This is a genomic window from Bacillus sp. FSL K6-3459 (assembly GCF_038003305.1).
Classification (GTDB): Bacteria; Bacillota; Bacilli; order Bacillales; family Bacillaceae; genus Bacillus; species Bacillus pumilus_O.
This window is the reverse complement of the sequence record NZ_JBBOOW010000001.1, coordinates 2,518,682-2,538,334: the sequence shown is the minus strand read 5'-3', so window position 1 is coordinate 2,538,334 and position 19,653 is coordinate 2,518,682. Positions and strand designations below refer to the sequence as shown.

General features: G+C 42.1%; 19 protein-coding genes. 16 read left to right on the top strand and 3 right to left on the bottom strand.

Translation table 11 applies throughout. The features are described 5' to 3' along the window. Nucleotides 1-8 precede the first annotated feature (8 nt). From rpmI to MHI35_RS12870, 3 genes are all read left to right on the top strand, one after another. Nucleotides 9-209 carry a 50S ribosomal protein L35 gene (rpmI, locus tag MHI35_RS12880; protein WP_003216324.1) on the top strand — a complete coding sequence of 67 codons (201 nt, stop codon included), beginning with the start codon at nt 9-11 and terminating at the stop codon, nt 207-209. A 31-nt stretch (nt 210-240) separates the two neighbouring features. Then, entirely contained in the window at nt 241-600 is a 360-nt protein-coding gene (gene rplT / locus MHI35_RS12875) for a 50S ribosomal protein L20 (RefSeq protein ID WP_003216409.1), read from the top strand. 63 nt (nt 601-663) lie between these two features. Further along, nucleotides 664-930, top strand: coding sequence for a DUF1294 domain-containing protein (locus MHI35_RS12870; RefSeq protein ID WP_144455570.1), 267 nt, complete (start codon nt 664-666; stop codon nt 928-930). 17 nt (nt 931-947) lie between these two features. On the opposite strand, the gene MHI35_RS12865 is transcribed toward MHI35_RS12870, so the two are convergent. Then, nucleotides 948-1,352, bottom strand: coding sequence for a hypothetical protein (locus MHI35_RS12865; RefSeq protein ID WP_003216690.1), 405 nt, complete (start codon nt 1,350-1,352; stop codon nt 948-950). A 179-nt stretch (nt 1,353-1,531) separates the two neighbouring features. Between MHI35_RS12865 and MHI35_RS12860 the strand changes: the two genes are divergently transcribed. Together MHI35_RS12860 and cstA are read left to right on the top strand one after the other, a co-directional pair. Further along, a complete protein-coding gene (locus tag MHI35_RS12860) occupies nt 1,532-2,620 on the top strand; it encodes a M42 family metallopeptidase (RefSeq protein WP_144520913.1) in 1,089 nt (362 codons plus the stop codon). Between the two features lie 351 nt (nt 2,621-2,971). Further along, entirely contained in the window at nt 2,972-4,768 is a 1,797-nt protein-coding gene (cstA, locus tag MHI35_RS12855; RefSeq protein WP_335348992.1) for a carbon starvation protein CstA, read from the top strand. 38 nt (nt 4,769-4,806) lie between these two features. Here the strand turns inward: cstA and sspI are convergent, their stop codons facing one another. Beyond that, entirely contained in the window at nt 4,807-5,028 is a 222-nt protein-coding gene (gene sspI / locus MHI35_RS12850; RefSeq protein ID WP_144520909.1) for a small acid-soluble spore protein SspI, read from the bottom strand. Between the two features lie 113 nt (nt 5,029-5,141). On the opposite strand from sspI, the gene MHI35_RS12845 reads away from it, so the two are divergent. The 3 genes from MHI35_RS12845 to pheT all read left to right on the top strand — a co-directional run bounded on the left by MHI35_RS12845 (nt 5,142) and on the right by pheT (nt 9,727). Beyond that, complete coding sequence (locus MHI35_RS12845; RefSeq protein WP_144520907.1) at nt 5,142-5,885, top strand: TrmH family RNA methyltransferase; 744 nt, start codon at nt 5,142-5,144, stop codon at nt 5,883-5,885. Between the two features lie 377 nt (nt 5,886-6,262). Continuing rightward, complete coding sequence (pheS, locus tag MHI35_RS12840) at nt 6,263-7,297, top strand: phenylalanine--tRNA ligase subunit alpha (RefSeq protein ID WP_211062904.1); 1,035 nt, start codon at nt 6,263-6,265, stop codon at nt 7,295-7,297. A gap of 15 nt (nt 7,298-7,312) precedes the next feature. Beyond that, entirely contained in the window at nt 7,313-9,727 is a 2,415-nt protein-coding gene (gene pheT, locus MHI35_RS12835; RefSeq protein ID WP_335348993.1) for a phenylalanine--tRNA ligase subunit beta, read from the top strand. Between the two features lie 243 nt (nt 9,728-9,970). Here pheT and rnhC read toward each other — a convergent pair whose 3' ends face one another. Further along, nucleotides 9,971-10,894, bottom strand: coding sequence for a ribonuclease HIII (gene rnhC, locus MHI35_RS12830; RefSeq protein ID WP_144520901.1), 924 nt, complete (start codon nt 10,892-10,894; stop codon nt 9,971-9,973). Between the two features lie 134 nt (nt 10,895-11,028). Here rnhC and zapA point away from each other — a divergent pair, with 134 nt between their 5' ends. The 8 genes from zapA to MHI35_RS12790 all read left to right on the top strand — a co-directional run bounded on the left by zapA (nt 11,029) and on the right by MHI35_RS12790 (nt 19,645). After that, nucleotides 11,029-11,286, top strand: coding sequence for a cell division protein ZapA (gene zapA, locus MHI35_RS12825; RefSeq protein WP_144520899.1), 258 nt, complete (start codon nt 11,029-11,031; stop codon nt 11,284-11,286). 7 nt (nt 11,287-11,293) lie between these two features. Continuing rightward, nucleotides 11,294-11,827 (top strand): CvpA family protein, encoded by a 534-nt coding sequence (locus MHI35_RS12820; protein WP_144520897.1) that lies wholly within the window; start codon nt 11,294-11,296, stop codon nt 11,825-11,827. Nucleotides 11,828-11,941: 114 nt separating this feature from the next. Continuing rightward, nucleotides 11,942-13,654 carry a DNA polymerase/3'-5' exonuclease PolX gene (polX, locus tag MHI35_RS12815; RefSeq protein WP_335348994.1) on the top strand — a complete coding sequence of 571 codons (1,713 nt, stop codon included), beginning with the start codon at nt 11,942-11,944 and terminating at the stop codon, nt 13,652-13,654. A 21-nt stretch (nt 13,655-13,675) separates the two neighbouring features. Continuing rightward, a complete protein-coding gene (locus MHI35_RS12810; RefSeq protein ID WP_335349050.1) occupies nt 13,676-16,033 on the top strand; it encodes an endonuclease MutS2 in 2,358 nt (785 codons plus the stop codon). Nucleotides 16,034-16,047: 14 nt separating this feature from the next. Next, nucleotides 16,048-16,452 (top strand): DUF350 domain-containing protein, encoded by a 405-nt coding sequence (locus MHI35_RS12805; RefSeq protein ID WP_007501637.1) that lies wholly within the window; start codon nt 16,048-16,050, stop codon nt 16,450-16,452. Nucleotides 16,453-16,614: 162 nt separating this feature from the next. Continuing rightward, entirely contained in the window at nt 16,615-17,070 is a 456-nt protein-coding gene (locus MHI35_RS12800) for an immunity 63 family protein (RefSeq protein WP_144520892.1), read from the top strand. 101 nt (nt 17,071-17,171) lie between these two features. Beyond that, nucleotides 17,172-18,893 (top strand): AMP-binding protein, encoded by a 1,722-nt coding sequence (locus MHI35_RS12795; RefSeq protein WP_335348995.1) that lies wholly within the window; start codon nt 17,172-17,174, stop codon nt 18,891-18,893. Between the two features lie 167 nt (nt 18,894-19,060). Continuing rightward, on the top strand, nt 19,061-19,645 hold the full coding sequence (locus MHI35_RS12790; protein ID WP_003216590.1) for a TetR/AcrR family transcriptional regulator: 585 nt from the start codon (nt 19,061-19,063) through the stop codon (nt 19,643-19,645). Nucleotides 19,646-19,653: the final 8 nt, after the last annotated feature.

Sequence of the window (19,653 nt, the reverse complement as noted above, 5' to 3'; positions counted from 1 at the left end):
AACATCCAATGCCAAAAATGAAAACTCACCGCGGATCTGCTAAACGTTTCAAAAAAACAGGTTCTGGTAAACTTAAACGTTCTCATGCGTACACAAGTCACTTGTTCGCTAACAAATCTACAAAGCAAAAACGTAAATTGCGTAAGAGCGCAATCGTAAGTGCTGGAGATTTCAAACGTATCAAACAACAACTTGCAAACATCAAGTAATCTGGAATAGGAATCATAGGAGGGAATTACAATGCCAAGAGTAAAAGGCGGAACTGTGTCGCGTCAGCGTCGTAAAAAGGTTCTTAAATTAGCAAAAGGTTATTTCGGTTCAAAACATAGATTATATAAAGTAGCAAACCAACAGGTGATGAAATCTGGAAACTACGCTTTCCGTGACCGTCGTCAGAAAAAACGTGACTTCCGTAAACTATGGATCACTCGTATCAATGCTGCAGCTCGCATGAACGGTCTTTCTTACAGCCGTTTAATGCATGGCCTAAAGCTTTCTGGTATCGAAGTAAACCGCAAAATGCTTGCTGACCTTGCTGTGAATGACCTAAGTGCATTCAATCAGCTTGCTGATGCTGCAAAAGCACAACTAGACAAGTAAGTCATATAAAAGATCATTCCGTCGAGGGATGATCTTTTTTGCTCATCATGTGAGGTGAATTAAATGAATATCGCGTTGATTGTGCTGCTCATCTTGGTAAATGGCTATGGTTTCTTTCTTATGGGAGAGGACAAGCGCCGGGCAAAAGCGCATAAATGGAGAATTTCAGAGGCACACTTATGGAGTGCTGCCGTGCTTTTTGGGGCTGCTGGATCGTATGTAGGGATGCAGTATTTTCGTCATAAAACAAAGCATCCTGCCTTTCAAATTGGCATGCCCGTGTTAATCATGGTGCAGTTGATCATATTAGGATATATCAAGTTCATCTGAAAAAGGAGCAGACGCCATCAAGACGGCGTATCTGCTCCTTTTTTTTGTTTGATTTTTTTAATGGGCTGATCCCAATCAATTTTTGTTTGAGGATAACGTTCGATAATGTTTTCCTCCAATTTTTCAAAGTCTTCTAATGTAAATTCACTTAGCTTCTCAGGTGACTCCGTCCAAACGTAAATGGAGTGGACAAACAGAGGATGATCCTTAGAAGGAACATGCTTCTCCCCTTCAAACAAGACACCTTTATAGACGAAATTAAAATTTTTACGTGCATTTTGCTGTTCGTCCATAAAATAAAAGCCTTCTTTTAATTGTGCTTGTTTCAGCTTTCTTCTCGGATTTGAGAAGAATTTTACCGCCATGTAGAAGATGTAGACAAGCAGTGCAACAAGAGCTAGTCTAATGAGGATTACAAACATGACAGGATGCACCTCCAATACCGTTATCTGATGTACTACGAATGAAAAGGTCAAAAGGTTTCAACTTTTTTTAAAAAAATATTTCGGAAAACGAAAAAATATTCATAAAAAGATCGTATTGAACGAAAGAGGTTTTGTATAATAAGAATGCACCATGAAGATAAAGGAGGATATATGGAATGACAAAGCTAGATCAAACATTAACTATGCTGAAAGACCTAACAGATGCAAAAGGGATTCCAGGAAATGAACGTGATGTCAAAAAAGTCATGCAGACATACATAGAATCATATGCAGATGAAGTCTCTAGTGACCGCCTTGGCAGCTTAATTGCTAAGAAGGAAGGAAACGCAAACGGACCTAAAATTATGCTTGCTGGTCACTTGGATGAAGTCGGATTCATGGTCACAAAAATTGATGACAAAGGCTATATTCGTTTCCAAACTGTCGGCGGATGGTGGTCACAGGTCATGCTCGCGCAGCGTGTCACCATTGTAACGAAGAAGGGAGACATTACAGGGGTGATTGGCTCAAAGCCGCCACACGTCTTGTCACCTGAAGCACGAAAAAAGTCGATTGAGATTAAAGATATGTTTATTGATATCGGTGCATCAAGCAAAGAACAGGCAATGGAATGGGGCGTTCTGCCTGGAGATCAAATCGTCCCTTATTTTGAGTTTACAGTGATGAATGATGAAAAAATGCTCCTTGCAAAAGCATGGGACAACCGTATCGGCTGTGCAGTAGCGATTGATGTCATGAAGAACTTACACAATACTGAGCATGAGAATATTGCTTACAGTGTTGCAACTGTACAAGAGGAAGTTGGCCTGCGTGGTGCCAAAACAGCAGCAGCTACAATCCAGCCTGATATTGGATTTGCCATTGATGTTGGTGTAGCTGGAGACACGCCGGGCATCACTGAAAAAGAAGCAACAAGCAAACTTGGCAAAGGCCCAACAATTGTTGTATTTGATGCTTCGATGGTATCTCATAAAGGGCTTCGCGATTTTGTTGTCCAAACAGCGGACGAATTGAACATCCCTTACCAATATGACTCCATGCCTGGCGGCGGGACAGATGCTGGCGGTATCCATTTAACAGGTCATGGTGTGCCATCACTATCGATCGGGATACCAAGCAGATATATCCATACCCATGCAGCGATGATTCACCGAGATGATTACGAAAATGCAGTGAAGCTTTTAACAGAAGTGATCAAAAGACTTGATCAAAAAACGGTTGAGCAGATCACGTACGGTTCTTAAGTAAGAAAGCCTTTCCTCAAATAGGGGAAGGGCTTTTTTTATTTCAGTGAATTTCCCAGGAAATGAACTGTCATTTTAAGTTACGCCAAAAGAACTGTTTTTGGCAGAAGAAGAAAAAATATTCTAGTGAATAAGGCACATGTGATCTGGTCTTTATTTTTGTAAGATGAAAGCAATAAAAAGGACAGAGCCTAAAGAATGCCCTGTCAAAAGAGAGTTAATGGAAGTAGGTGAAGCTACCTCAAGAATAAACATATTATTCTTATTTGTCAACTTGGTTTTAAAAGAAAGAAAAATCAATCAATTTATGTTATATTTGTAACAAATTGCTTGTATAAAGGGGATGGTTAAATGAATGCGGTTACAATTGTCATAGCATCTATGTGTATTTTAGCGATTGCCTATCGTCTTTATGGCACATTTATGATGGTCAAGGTCTTAAAGGTGACAGATGATCATCCTACGCCGGCTCACGCATTAGAGGACGGGAAGGATTATGTGCCAACCAATAAGTGGGTCACATTTGGGCATCACTTTGCTGCAATTGCAGCTGCTGGTCCTTTAGTGGGACCGATTTTAGCCGCACAATTTGGGTATTTACCGGGTCTTCTTTGGCTGTTAATTGGCGCAGTGATTGGCGGTGCTGTACACGATCTTGTCGTCTTATTTGCGTCGATGCGAAAAAAGGGGAAATCGTTATCAGAGGTAGCGAAGGAAGAGCTAGGACCTGTCGCAGGATTTTGTACAGGGCTTGCGATGCTGTTTATTATTACGATCACAATGGCAGGTTTGTCTATGGTTGTGCTTCATGCGTTAGAACGTAACCCTTGGGGGACATTTGCAGTCGGAATCACGATACCAATTGCGATGGGGGTTGGTCTTTATTATAAAAAGACAGGTAATTTAAAACTGGCGACAACTGCGGGGTTTATTTTGCTGATGGTTGGTGTATTCCTTGGGCCGAATATTCAAGGAACGGCACTTGGTGATCTTTTAACACTTGATACAAAAACGCTTGCTCTTGCTTTGCCAATCTATGCTTTTTTTGCTGCGGCATTGCCGGTTTGGCTGCTGCTCGCACCGAGAGACTATTTAAGCAGCTTTATGAAAATAGGTGTTTTTATCGCATTGATTGCTGGAATCTTTGTCGTCAATCCAACGATTCAATTTCCAGCGTTTACGGAGTTTGTGAATGGAGGAGGTCCTGTTTTAGCTGGTCCTGTCTGGCCGTTTATTTCTATTACCATTGCTTGCGGAGCCATTTCTGGTTTCCACGCATTTGTTGGATCTGGGACAACGCCTAAGATGCTTGACCGCTGGAGTGATATGAAGCCAGTCGCATTTGGCGCAATGCTTGTCGAATGCCTAGTTGGAATTATGGCGCTAATTGCCGCTACGGCTCTTCATCCAGGTGATTATTTTGCGATAAACAGTACGCCAGAAGTGTTCCGGACTCTCGGGATGAGTGTCGAGAACCTTCCGCAGCTGAGTAAGGAAATTGGTCTTGATTTAGAAGGAAGAACGGGTGGAGCTGTGACTTTAGCTGTAGGAATGGCGTATATCTTTACGGGAATTCCGTTCTTTGGTCATTTGGCGTCTTATTTCTTCCAATTCGTCATTATGTTTGAAGCTGTCTTTATTTTAACCGCTATTGATGCAGGGACACGTGTAGCACGTTATTTAATTCAAGATTTCTTTGGCGAAGCTTATAAACCGCTTAAACGAAATGACTGGGTACCTGGGTCGGTGTTCGCAAGTGCACTTGCTTGTTTTATGTGGGGATACTTGCTTTACTCTGGAGACATAGGGTCCATTTGGGCGCTGTTTGGGGTGTCTAACCAATTAATGGCATCAGTCGGTCTCATCATCGGAGCAACCGTTGTATTAAAAATTGCAGATAAAAGGCGATATATGCTGACTTGTTTAATTCCACTTGCTTACTTATATGTGACAGTGAATTATGCGGGCTATTGGATGGTAGCAAATGTATACCTTAATCCGGAGGCATCAGGTTACAGTGTGCTGAATGCGGTGCTGTCAATCATTATGCTGATCTTAGGATTTGTGATTATTGTGTTTGCGATTAAAAAATGGGTTGAAATTTGGCGGGATCCAGCGCTTCGGATGGAAACACCGATCACTGGCTGAATGAAAAAGCCGGTTTGCAATAAGCAAACCGGTTTATTTTATTGCTGCTGATGAGGCTTTAAGCCTTGCTCTAATGTTTCAAGAATCTCGGTTTTCTCGTTTTCTGATGCCTCTTGCCATAGCACTTCGAACAACACGCCAAGACCTGGCAACATTTTTTCCTCACCGCTTTGAATGGCATCTAAAATCGTATGCTCAAGCTGCTCTTGATTATGGCCAGTGATGTTTTGAATGACTGCGCCTCTTAAATTAAAATCCATTGCCCACACTCCTTTTTTGATGGTAATAGCCCTATTCTGTCTCAAAGACAGGTTTATTATGTAGTGTGCATGAGATATAATAAATTCATGATATTTAAAGGAGTTAAAGTCGCTTGAAATATATAGAATCAGCAAAAAACACACACATTAAACAGTGGAAAAAGCTCCATACGAAAAAAGAACGAACGAAAACGGGGCTGTTTCTCGTGGAGGGAATCCACTTAGTCGAAGAAGCATTGAAGAGCGGAGTTGTGAAAGAATTAATGGTCACATCGCCTGATAAGCTTCCTTCTCATATCGATCCTGACATTGAGCTTTATGAACTGAGCGAAGAAGCCTTTTCTGCCATGACCGAAACGGAAACGCCTCAGCACATCGCGGCAGTTTGTACAGTACCTGTATTTGAAGAAAAGAAGTATGAACGACTTATTCTGTTAGATGCAGTGCAGGACCCAGGCAATTTAGGCACACTCATTCGGACAGCAGATGCCGCCGGTCTTGATGCTGTGATCTTAGGTGATGGAACAGTTGATGCGTATAATGGAAAAACGCTCCGTTCCGCACAAGGGTCACATTTCCACCTACCCATTTTAAAGCAAAGCCTTCAGCAGACGATAACAGCATGTAAGGAGCAAGGCATTCCTGTATACGGAAGCGCGCTAAACAATGCGAAAGCGTATAAAAGCGTAACGGCTGAAGGTCCGTTTGCATTGATTGTTGGTAATGAAGGAGCGGGGATAAACCCAGAGATACTGCAAATGACAGACCACAATTTATATGTGCCAATGTATGGACAGGCAGAATCATTAAATGTAGCTGTTGCAGCGGCAGTTCTTGTCTATCACTTGCGTGGATAGTGTTGCAACATGCGCTCATTTTCACTATAATGAAACTAATATTTTAAAAACCATGATAGAGGAAGATTGTTTCAAGGAGCGTCCTTATAGGGAGAATGCATCGTAGACTGAAAGTGCATTTAAGGAAAGCTGAAACAGGAATTCACCTCTGGAGTTGTCACCGGGACCGCAAGCTTTGCGTAAAGGTGAACCGGATTCGTTTGATTCCGTTATGTCAATGAAGCTTATTCGCACATGTATTTGTGCTTAACAAGGGTGGTACCGCGACCACAACTCGTCCCTTCTTTTCTAGAGGGGACGGGTTTTTTTATTGTCTTCAAACGATCAAACAGCCGTTTATCCAGGCGGTTTTGTATATCAAAAGGAGGATTACACTCATGCAAGAAACGTTAAAACAGCTTGAAACAGAAGCGATCGCGAAGGTTGAAGCAGCTAGCTCGCTCAAAGAAGTCAATGACATACGTGTTCAATATTTAGGGAAAAAAGGACCGATCACGGAGGTACTCCGCGGAATGGGCAAGCTCTCCGCAGAAGAAAGACCGAAAATGGGCGCACTCGCAAACGAAGTGAGAGAGCAGATTGCTGGTGCTATTGCTGAAAAAAATGAACAGCTGGAAAAAGAAGAAGTGAAGAAGAAACTGGCGTCTCAAACGATCGATGTGACATTGCCAGCAAGCCCAATCAAAATAGGGGCAAGACATCCATTAACGATTGTTGTCGAAGATATTGAAGATTTATTTATTGGCATGGGCTATACCGTTGAGGAAGGTCCTGAGGTAGAAACAGATTACTATAACTTTGAAGCGCTGAATCTCCCAAAGGAGCATCCGGCACGCGATATGCAGGACAGCTTCTACATTACCGAGGATACATTGCTAAGAACACAAACGTCACCAGTTCAAGCACGTACACTTGAAAAATATAAAGGACAAGGTCCTGTGAAAATCATTTGCCCTGGGAAAGTATATAGACGAGACAGTGATGACGCGACTCATTCACATCAATTTATGCAGATTGAAGGGCTTGTTGTTGATCACAATATTAGCATGAGTGATCTGAAAGGTACGCTTGAAACAGTCGCAAGAAAAATGTTTGGTGAAGATCGTGAAATTAGACTGCGTCCAAGCTTTTTCCCATTCACAGAACCATCTGTTGAAGTGGATGTGTCTTGCTTTAAATGCGGAGGAAAAGGCTGTTCTGTATGTAAAGGAACAGGCTGGATTGAGATTTTAGGAGCTGGGATGGTTCATCCAAATGTTCTGAAAATGAGCGGATTTGATCCAGAAACTTACCAAGGCTTTGCTTTTGGAATGGGTGTTGAACGGATTGCGATGCTCAAATACGGCATTGACGATATTCGCCATTTCTACACAAATGATATTAGATTCACAAAGCAATTCAAGCAGGACTAAGAGGAGGAAAACAACATGTTTGTTTCATATAAATGGTTAGAAGACTATGTCGATTTAGAAGGCATTCAGCCGGATGAATTAGCAGAAAAAATCACAAGAAGTGGAATTGAAGTGGAAGCCGTTGAATATAAAGGCGAAGGCATTAAAGGAGTTGTTGTTGGACACGTCGTGGAGCGAGAACAGCACCCGAATGCCGACAAATTAAACAAATGTCTCGTGGATATCGGAGAAGACGAACCGGTTCAAATTATTTGCGGGGCGCCGAATGTGGACAAAGGTCAATATGTGGCTGTCGCAACGGTTGGCGCAGTCCTTCCTGGGAACTTTAAAATTAAAAAAGCAAAGCTGCGCGGCGAAGAGTCTCATGGCATGATTTGTTCTCTGCAAGAATTAGGTGTCGAAAGCAAACTCGTACCAAAAGAATATGCAGAAGGTATTTTTGTTTTCCCAAATGACGTCAACCCCGGGGAAGATGCCCTTCAGGCACTTCAGTTAGACGATGCAGTACTTGAGCTTGGCTTAACGCCAAACCGCGCGGATGCCTTGAATATGCTAGGTGTTGCCTATGAGGTTGCAGCCATCTTAGGGAAAGAGATTAAACTTCCTGATACAGCACATGACACGTCTTCAGAAAAAGCAGCAGACTATATTTCTGTGAAAATTGAAGATCAAGAAGCGAATCCACTTTATGCTGCGAAGATCATTAAAAATGTAAAGATTGGACCAGCACCGCTTTGGATTCAAACAAGATTGATGAATGCAGGCATTCGCCCAATTAACAATGTCGTCGATATTACAAACTTTGTCCTGCTTGAATACGGTCAGCCACTTCATGCATTTGATTATGATCGCTTTGGTTCAAAGCAAGTGGTCGTACGTAAAGCAACTGATAGTGAAAGCATTCAAACACTTGATGAGCAAGAGCGTACACTTTCATCAAAGCATCTTGTCATCACGAATGGCACGAAAGCGCACGCTGTCGCAGGCGTCATGGGCGGCCTTGAATCAGAGGTGCGTGATGAAACGACAACGATTCTCTTAGAAGCGGCATATTTCAACGGTCAAACAGTCCGTCAAGCATCTAGAGATCTAGGGCTTCGCAGTGAATCAAGCACACGATTTGAAAAAGGACTTGATCCCCAACGTACGAAATCAGCAGCCGAAAGAACAGCGCAATTGATCAGCATCTATGCAGGTGGTGAAGTGTTAAGTGGGACTGTAGAGGAAAACCACCTTGAAACAAATATGAATGTCATCCACGTATCCACTGAGCGTGTGAACAAGGTGCTTGGCATGAGCATTTCAAAAGAAGATATGATTCAAATTTTCAACAAACTGGGCTTTACAGTGGGCGAATCAAATGACGTTCTTGTCGTAACAGTTCCTTCTCGCAGAATGGATATCACAATTGAAGAAGATCTCATTGAAGAAGTTGCGAGATTATACGGCTACGATAATATCCCATCTACACTACCTGCGACAGCTGGTACAGTCGGCGGTCTCACGCCATACCAAGTGAAGCGCAGAAAGGTGAGACGTTTCTTAGAAGGCGCAGGTCTTTCTCAAGCGATCACGTATTCATTGACAAATCAGCAAAAATCTACTGCCTTTGCATTGAATTCAGCTTATAAAACAAGACTTTCTCTGCCAATGAGTGAGGAACGAAGTGTGCTTAGACAAAGTCTACTGCCAAACTTACTTGATTCAGTTGCCTATAACTTGGCTAGACAAGCTGATTCTTTTGGTTTTTACGAAACGGGTTCTGTGTTCTTAGCAGAAACTGAAGGGGCAAAACCGGTGGAAAAAGAGCATGTCGCTGGGGCGCTGACAGGCTTATGGCATAAAAATCTTTGGCAGGGCGAGAAAAAAGCTGTCGATTTTTATGTAGCGAAAGGAATTGCAGAAGGTCTATTTGAAAAGCTTGGTGTATCAGGCCAAATCACATATGTTCAAGCAGAGCGTGAAGGTCTTCACCCAGGACGTACAGCAGATGTTCATTTAAATGGAAAAGTCATTGGGTTTGTTGCAGCACTTCACCCAATCGTTGAAAAGGAATTAGATTTAAAAGAAACATATGTCTTCGAGTTTGATTTAACAGATGTGATGACGTCTGAATCGAAGGATATGAAATATACAGCAATTCCGAGATTTCCTGCTGTCACAAGAGATATTGCACTAGTCGTAGATCAACATATCTCCAGCGGACAGCTGGAACAGGTCATCTATGAGGCGGGCGGGAATTTACTGACTGATCTATCCGTCTTTGACGTGTATGAAGGTGAACACATGGAAGAAGGTAAAAAATCTGTTGCATTCTCTCTCCAATATTTAAACCCGGAACAAACATTGACAGAGGAAGAAGTCACCGCTGTTCATACAAAAGTATTGAAAGCATTAGAAGATACGTATCAAGCCGTCTTGCGCGGTTAAAGAAAAAAAGAGCTAAGGTCATATGGGCCTAACTCTCAGCGTGTAGACAAACCCTCGCATTCGTTGTCAGTCCTGCGCGCTGGTGCTCACGAATGTCAAATTCGCTCTGCGCCAGTGCTCGTTCTTCCTAGGGCTGCAAAGGTTTTCTATCACGCTGAAAAGAAGACAAAGGGCTAAAATAAAGTTCATTTTAGCCCTTTGTCAACAATCTGAGAGCTAAAGCCGTATTGGCCTAGCTCTTTTTTATAACCATTTTTTCGCTTTTTGTGTGTTGGCAAAATGCAGTTTTGTAAATTGACGTAAAGCCTCTTCGCCATGCAGCTTAATGAGCTTTGCAGCCGCCTTGTCCACATGAGGACCAGCTCCTTTTGGAATCTCAAACCCTGCTGCTTTAGATAACTTATCCATTTCAATTAAAAAAGCGTACCTTGCAATAATGGAAGCCGCAGCAACTGACAAATGAATGCCTTCTGCTTTTGTGCTAAAGTACGTCCGCTCCCGAATGATTTTTTTTCCAGCAAGATGCTTAAAATAAATACCCGGTTCTGCAAATTGGTCAATCAAAATAGCTTCAGGCTTTGTCCCGTCTAATTTCTCCAGGACAGAGGTGATGACTTGGTTGTGAAGGAGCGCCTTCATTTTTCCTTGACTCATGCCCTTTTCCTGCATGGCATTGTACTTTTCATTTCGAAGCACGAGAAGACTGAACGGAATGGTTTTGATGAGATCTTTAGCAATGTTGATAATTTGCGGGTCTTTTAGGCCTTTTGAGTCTTTTACGCCAAGCTCTTTCATGAGAGCAAGGTGACTGGCATCAACATAGGCGGCACAGACCGTTATCGGTCCAAAATAATCACCTGTTCCTACCTCATCAGAACCGATGACGGACATAGAGGCAATTCCTGACGGCGGACTATATTTTGTGACAGCAGGTGTTTTTGAACTTTTCGGATTAGTTGCTTGTAAATGGCTAAATTGACTGGCTTCAGCTTCTGCCTTTTGTCCTTGAAACAGCACTTTTCCAGATCGATAGGCTGTAATCGTACAGCCAGGAACCTTTGCTTGAAAGAGGGCGCCTGGTGGTAACGTATCAGTTAAGTGGTGCGCATACGCGCTTTTCATCTTTTTAAGGTCTTCTGATGTTGCTTTTAAGACGGATTGGGGCACAGTGGATAACTCCTTTTTACCTTGATATCATTGATTTCTAAAGTGTACCATAACAGGGAAGGGCTCGTCTTTCCATTCAATGTCTAAACATGTTATGATAGAGACTAGGATTCTCGTGGAATGGAGGAGAAACGTTGTCTGACGGCGGTAAAACGAAAACAACAGTTGAGATTTACGGACAGTCCTATACGATCATCGGTCAAGAAAAGAAGATGCATATGCGACACGTTGCTTCAATTGTTGATGATAAAATGAGAGAAATAAATGAAAAAAACCCATACCTTGATATAAACAAATTAGCTGTACTGACAGCAGTCAATGTCGTCCACGACTACTTGAAATTAAAAGAGCAATACGAAAAACTAGAGATTCAGCTTAAAGAAAAGGAATGAAATTACCGTGATCGATATCATCATTTTGTTTTTGCTTCTTATGGGAACGCTTGTCGGTCTAAAACGCGGGTTTATTCTTCAATTTATAAAATTGATCAGCTTTGTTGTTTCTATCTTAGTGGCTTCCATGTTTTACAAGTCACTTGCCCCACAGCTTACGTGGATTCCAGCACCTAATTTTAGCGGCGGTCAAGCGCAGCTCGCTTTCTTTAGTGGGAATCTAGAAGCAGCTTATTATAATACCATTGCGTTTATCATTCTGTTTATCTTGACCAAAATCCTGCTCGCCATCATTGGCGGATTGCTCACAACCATTGCAAGTATCCCTGTGATTAAACAGGTCAACAAACTGCTTGGCGGTGTTTTAGGATTTCTTGAAACCTATCTATTTGTATTTATTCTCTTGTTTGTCGCTGCATTACTTCCAGTCGATGCCCTACAAACAATGTTGAGTAAATCCATATTAGCAGATGCGATCGTAAGCCACACCCCTTATCTGTCCAGTCTTGTCAAAGACTTATGGACGACGTATGGAGTTTAAAAACTTCTCCTTTCTTGGAGAAGTTTTTTCTCATTCCATGACAGAAAGTTGTAGGATGAAGGAAAAGTTTGTATATTTATAAAGGAAGATGCCAAAGCGGCTGGAGGATGAGAGATGAATAAAAAAGATATTATCAAACTTCTTGAAACAATTGCAGTCTATATGGAGCTAAAAGGAGATAATCCTTTTAAAATTTCTGCTTTTCGTAAAGCAGCAGCGGCACTGGAGCAAGATGACCGCAGCCTTTCTCAAATAGATGATCTATTAGCATTACCCGGCATTGGAAAAGGAACCTTTGCTGTGATCACTGAGTATATCGAAAAAGGGCAATCAGAAACACTCGAACAATTAAAAAAGGAAGTGCCTGAAGGACTTGTCCCGCTTTTGAAATTGCCAGGACTCGGCGGTAAGAAGATCGCTAAGCTTTACCAAGAGCTTGGCGTCCATGATGCACAGTCTCTAAAAGAAGCATGCGAAGCGGAAAAGGTACAAGCGCTTGCTGGCTTCGGCAAAAAAACAGAAGAAAAGATTCTCGCAGCTCTTGAGGAAGCAGGAAAGCAGCCGGAACGACTGCCGATTGGCTTTGCATTAGATGTGGCAGAGCGGATTGATCATGCGCTTGAAGAGATGAAAGGTATCATCCGTTTTTCAAGAGCCGGCAGCTTAAGACGTGCACGCGAAACGGTCAAAGATTTAGATTATATCATTGCAACAGACAATCCTGAGCAAGTCAGAGAGCATCTCGTTGCACTTGATGATGTGAAAGAAGTGATCGCAAGCGGTGATACGAAGGTATCTGTTGTGCTTGCCCTTGATTTTGAGATCAGTGTCGACTTCCGGCTTGTGACAGCAGATCAATTCGCAACGACGCTGCACCATTTCACTGGCTCAAAAGATCACAATATTCGCATGCGTCAACTAGCAAAGGAACGCGGAGAGCGCATTAGCGAATATGGTGTGGAAACGATTGAAACTGGAGATGTGAAAACGTTTAAAGACGAAAGCGCTTTTTATGCGCATTTTCAACTTCCGCTCATTCCACCAGAAATTCGTGAAACCGGAGCGGAGATTGATACGTATAAAGAAAGTATGCAGTTTGTAGAACTGAAAGATATTAAAGGCGATTTACATATGCACTCAACATGGAGTGACGGAGCTTTCTCTATTCGTGAAATGGCGGAAGCATGTATCGCAAAAGGCTATGAATACATGGCGATTACAGACCACTCACAATATTTAAAAGTAGCCAACGGCTTAACAAAAGAACGTTTGCGTCTACAAGCAAAAGAAATTGATAAGTTGAATCAGGAATTCGAGCATTTTCACATATTTAAAGGGGTCGAAATGGATATCCTGCCTGATGGATCATTAGATTATGATGATGACTTTCTAAAAGACATGGATTTTGTCATTGCATCTATTCATTCTAGCTTCTCTCAGCCGGAGGAAGTCATTATGGAACGCCTTGAAAATGCCTTGCGTAATCAACATGTCGATTTAATTGCACATCCAACAGGCCGTTTGATCGGTAGACGGGATGGCTATGCCTTAAATATAGATCAGCTCATAGAGCTTGCGAAGAAAACAGGCACTGCACTTGAACTCAACAGCAATCCATCAAGACTTGATTTGAAAACAGAGCATTTAATCAAAGCAAATGAAGCGGGTGTGAACATTATGATCAATACAGATGCGCACAACATCGCCATGCTGGAACATATGGAAGTCGGTGTAACAGCTGCAAGAAAGGGCTGGACACCAAAAGGAAATGTCGTGAATACTTTTACTCTAAACGAGATCAAAAAGTTTTTAACGCGTGACAGGTAGTCGTTAGGAGGCTGGACCATGCTGCAACAAAAAGTGTTATCATCATTAGAATTTCATAAAGTAAAAGAAAAAGTGATGTCCTATACCGCATCCACATTAGGAAAAGAAAGAGCGCAGGATTTAACACCTTTGACGGATATAGAAACCATTCAGCATTTGCTGGAAGAGGTAGCAGAAGCGCAAGATGTGATCCGCTTAAAGGGATCTGCGCCATTTGGCGGATTAACAGATATTAGACGTGCAGTGAAACGGGCAGAAATCGGCAGTACATTAAGCCCTTCTGAGCTGATGGAAATCGCAGGGCTATTATATGCGGTGAAAAATATGAAACACTTTCTCACGTCCATGTATGAAGATGGGGTAGACATACCGCGCCTTCATACATATGCTGAGACGCTGATATTACTGCCAGAAATCAGAAAAGAAATCGAAAGCTGTATTGGTGATAATGGAGAAGTGCTTGATCATGCAACCCCTGCCCTTCGTTCATTGCGCATTCAATTACGCTCACTAGAATCAAAAGTCCGTGATAAATTAGAAGCGATGATTCGTTCACAATCGGCTTCAAAAATGCTGTCAGACACCATTGTCACCATTCGTAATGACCGGTTTGTTATTCCTGTGAAACAAGAGTACCGCTCGAATTACGGCGGAATTGTTCATGATCAGTCTTCATCTGGGGCAACCCTTTTTATTGAGCCGCAAGTGGTCGTGGATGTAAATAACACCTTGCAGCAAACCCGTTTAAAAGAGAAGCAAGAGGTTGAAAAGATCCTGCAAATGCTGACAGAGAGCGTATCAGAGCACATTGGAGAACTGCTTCATAATGTAAAGGAATTGCAGACGCTAGATTTTATTTTTGCTAAAGCTAAATATGCAAAGACAGAAAAAGCCACAAAACCTGCTGTGAATGATCAAGGAGAAATCTATTTAAAACGAGCAAGACACCCTTTATTGCCTCGGGATCAAGTTGTCGCAAATGATATTGAACTCGGTAAAGATTTTTCAACAATCGTGATCACTGGACCAAATACAGGGGGAAAGACCGTTACTTTAAAAACGCTTGGTCTTCTGACGCTGATGACACAGGCGGGCCTCCATATTCCAGTTGAAGAAGGTTCTGAAGTGGCTGTGTTCGACCAAGTTTTTGCTGATATTGGAGACGAACAATCCATCGAACAAAGCTTGAGTACGTTCTCATCTCATATGGTCAATATTGTCGATATCTTAAAACATTTGACTTCTAACTCTCTCGTTTTATTTGATGAATTGGGGGCAGGAACAGACCCAGCTGAAGGTGCGGCACTTGCGATGAGTATATTAGATGAAGTGCATCAAACAAATGCACGTGTCATTGCAACGACTCATTACCCCGAGCTGAAGGCCTATGGGTATAACAGGGAAGGCGTCACGAATGCAAGCGTGGAGTTTGATATCGAAACCTTATCACCAACGTACCGCCTGCTCATCGGTGTGCCTGGCCGAAGTAACGCATTTGAAATTTCAAAGCGTCTTGGTTTGCCGGCTCATCTTATAGACCGAGCAAAAGCAGATATGCATGCAGAGCATAATGAAGTAGACCAAATGATTGCTTCATTAGAAGATAGCAAGAAACAGGCAGAAGAAGAACTGCATGAGACAGAAGTCTATAGAAAAGAAGCAGAAAAGCTTCATAAAGAATTGCAAAGACAAATTCTTGAATGGAATGAGCAAAAAGACAAACTGCTTGAAGAAGCTGAACAGAAAGCGAAAGAGAAAATTGAACAAGCATCAAAAGAAGCAGAAGATATCATTCAAGAGCTCCGTTCGATAAAAAGTGAACACCGCTCATTCAAAGAGCATGAACTCATCGATGCGCGAAAGCGTCTTGAAGAAGCCGTTCCTGAGTTTGACAGGAAAAAGAAGCCAGAGCCAGCGAAAAAAGCCGTAAGACAGCTGAAGTCAGGCGACGAAGTCAAAGTGCTCACCTTCGGACAAAAAGGAACGTTGCTTGAACAAACAGGCGACAAAGAATGGAGTGTCCAAATGGGCATTCTGAAAATGAAGGTAAAAGAAAAAGACATGGAATTTATCAAATCAGCACCTGAATTTAAGCAAGAAAAAGCCATCACGGCAGTTAAAGGGAAAGATTATCATGTCTCGCTTGAACTCGATTTAAGAGGCGAGCGTTATGAAAATGCCTTAAGCAGAGTCGAAAAATATTTAGATGATGCTGTATTAGCTGGTTATCCGCGCGTGTCTATTATTCACGGAAAAGGAACTGGCGCCCTTAGAAAAGGAGTTCAGGAATTACTGAAACAGCATCGAAGTGTGAAAAATGCTCGTTTTGGCGAACAAGGTGAGGGAGGATCAGGCGTCACCATCGTCGAATTAAAGTAAAAAGGAGAAAACGCATGAAAGCCTTTTGGGAAAATGAACTTGTGGAAATTGCCGCCTATTATAGCGTGGCCGTCCTGTGTCTCGTCTTATTTCTAACCATTTTTGAACTCGTCACCTCTTATAAAAACTGGGAAGAGATCCAGCGGGGCAACTTAGCTGTTGCCATGGCAACAGGCGGAAAGATCTTTGGGATTGCGAATGTGTTTCAGCATTCAATCGCACAGCACAATTCCCTTCTTCAAATGGTTGGATGGGGCGTATACGGTTTTGTGATGCTGCTTGTCAGCTATTTCATTTTTGAATTTTTAACACCGCGTTTTAAAGTAGACAAAGAGATTGAAAATGATAATAGAGCGGTCGGGTTTATTTCACTCATCATTTCAGTTGGGCTGTCTTACGTAGTTGCAGCCGGCATTTAAGGAGACGACATGGAAAAGCTAGCAAAAGTATTAATCGTAGTTGCCTGCACTTTTGCGGTCATTGGTGCCGTTTATCTGTTCCTGTGAAATGAAAAAAACAACGTGAGAAAGCTGTCAAGGAATCCCTTGGCAGCTTTTATCTCATCAAAGGCGGCGAATGACATGAAGCGCATTCTGCAAAAAGACGAACTAATCAAGCGCATTGATACTTGTCTTCAAATGACATCCCTTCCAAGAGACATATACAAACCATATATTGCACGTCCATTTGAAACGTCAGGGTTTTTTGATGATTTGAGTCCCTATATTCAAATCGATTCGAGTGGTTATATCCTCATTCAATATGAACGAGGAATTCAAATGTTGCATAAAAGAACAAAAGTGGCGGATGAAGTCATTTACTGGATTTTAGAAGACACCATTTTTCTCACGGTTTACATCGACATGATGAGGAAGTATCAAGTCGACAACATCCAGACGCATTTACCGAATGATCCAAGTATCCATCAACAGATCGTGGATAGAGTCAACGAGTCTTTTCGTGCAATTGGAGGTTTATATGAACAGTGGCATCATGAAGGAAAAAGAGCTTCTATTGAAACACCGGCCAAAAAGTAAACATGTGCAATTGAACCAAGCCCTATTAGAAAAAAGCAAACTGCCCTAAGGAAAAGTTTGCTATACTATAATAGTACGAAAGTTCAGGAAGGAGGGTTTTTATGCAGTCAGATAAACGTTGGCTTCTGCATTACCCGAATCAAATTCCCCACGAACTCACCATCCCAAATGAAACATTACAATCTTACTTATTCAGCTCCGCAGAGGCTGCACCTGAGCATACAGCCATTCATTTTCTAGGAAAGAACATCACCTATGAACAGCTGCAAGAAGACGTATTGAAACTAGCCAGTCATCTGATGAATATTGGCGTGAAAAAAGGCGACAGAGTAGCGATCATGCTGCCGAACTGTCCTCAATCGGTCATTTCTTATTATGCTGTTTTAATAGCAGGCGGTATCGTTGTTCAAACAAACCCGCTTTATACAGAGAAAGAACTGGAATATCAAATGGAAGACAGCGGCGCCAAAGTGCTGATCACGCTAGATTTGTTGTATCCAAAGGCTTATAAAATGAAAGCGTTGACAAGTATGGGGCACTTCATCGTTACCAAACTACAAGATTATTTACCATTCCCGAAAAACATACTGTTTCCTATTGTGCAAAGAAGAAAAAACAAAATGGTCATCCAAGTCGAGAAAAATGATACCATTCATCACTTCGCGCAGATTATGAAAGAATCGGCTGGTGAACAGCAGATACCCGCACTTGCCTTTGATCCGAAAGAGGATATCGCTGTTTTGCAGTATACAGGTGGAACGACCGGTTTACCAAAAGGGGTCATGCTCACACATGAGAATATTTTAGCGAATACTGAAATGTGCGCTTCCTGGATGTATAAAACAAACAGGGGGAAAGAACGCATCCTCGGCATCATTCCGTTTTTTCATGTCTACGGAATGACGACTGTCTTAAATCTTGCGGTCAAAGAAGGGCATCAAATGATTCTGCTCCCACGCTTTGATGTCGCAGATACCCTCAAAACCATTGAAAAACAGAAGCCGACACTATTTCCAGGCGCACCAACCATGTATATTGCCTTGCTGAATCATCCGAACATTGAAAAGTATGACCTGTCGTCCATCACTGCATGTCTAAGCGGCTCAGCGGCACTTCCTGTTGAAGTCAAACAAAGCTTTGAAAAATTAACAGGAGGACGTTTAGTGGAGGGGTATGGACTTTCAGAAACCTCTCCCGTCACTCATTCTAACTTTTTATGGGGAGCGAACAAAACAGGCAGCATTGGCTGCCCGTGGCCTAATACAGATGCCGGTATTTACTGCGAAGAAACCGGAGGCCTCAAAGAACCATATGAGCATGGGGAAATCATTGTGAAAGGCCCCCAGATCATGAAAGGATACTGGAATCAGCCAGAGGAGACAGAGGCTGTATTACGAGATGGCTGGTTTTTCACCGGAGATATAGGGTATATGGATGAGGACGGTTTTTTCTATATCGTCGACCGAAAAAAAGATGTCATCATTGCGAGCGGCTATAATATATACCCAAGAGAAGTCGAAGAAGCCCTTTATGAGCATGAGCTTGTACAAGAAGTCGTTGTCGCAGGTATTCCAGATCCGTACAGAGGAGAAACAGTGAAAGCATTTATTGTGCCGAAAAAGAATGCCTACTTAACAGAGGACGAACTTGATCGCTTTGTCAGGACGAGAATTGCCTCATTTAAAGTACCGCGCGTGTATGAATTTAAAGAGTCACTGCCTAAAACAGCCGTCGGGAAGATTTTGCGCAGAGTATTAATTGAAGAAGAAAAAAGAAAACACGCTTCTTCAGCTGAAACGCCTGCCGATCAACCGAAAACATAGCGGCATCGTCATCCGGTCCACCGGCCGGATGATTTGAATGTTGACCGCTTCCTCTGTTATGCTAAAAGAGGAAAAGAAAGAAGAAGATGACTTGACAAATCGCCCGTTTCTTTTTAACATAAAGTTATGAATGAATACTCATTCAATTTAGAAAGGGACGAAGCACATTGAAGCAGAAAAGACCGAAGTACATGCAAATTATTGATGCAGCAGTTGTGGTGATTGCAGAGAACGGCTATCACCAATCACAAGTTTCAAAGATTGCGAAACAGGCAGGGGTAGCAGACGGAACCATTTATCTTTATTTTAAAAATAAAGAGGATATTTTGATCTCATTATTCAAAGAAAAAATGGGACAATTCATCGAACGGATGGAAACAGATATTCAAAAGAAACCGTCTGCGAAAGAAAAGCTTTTACTGCTCATTGAAGAGCATTTTCGTATGCTTGCGCAAAATCATCATTTGGCTCTTGTGACACAGCTTGAACTTAGGCAGTCAAACCTTGAGCTGCGGCAAAAAATCAATGAGGTGCTGAAAGGGTATTTAAATATGCTCGAATCCATATTAGCAGAAGGAAAGAAAACAGGAGAATTTAGACAGAATCTTGATGTCCGTTTAGCGAGACAAATGGTATTTGGGACGATTGATGAAACCGCTACTACATGGGTCATGAATGATCAAAAATATGATCTTCCTGCACTCGCAGAAAACGTACGTGATCTACTCTTAAACGGAATACATCAATCTTAAAGACATTT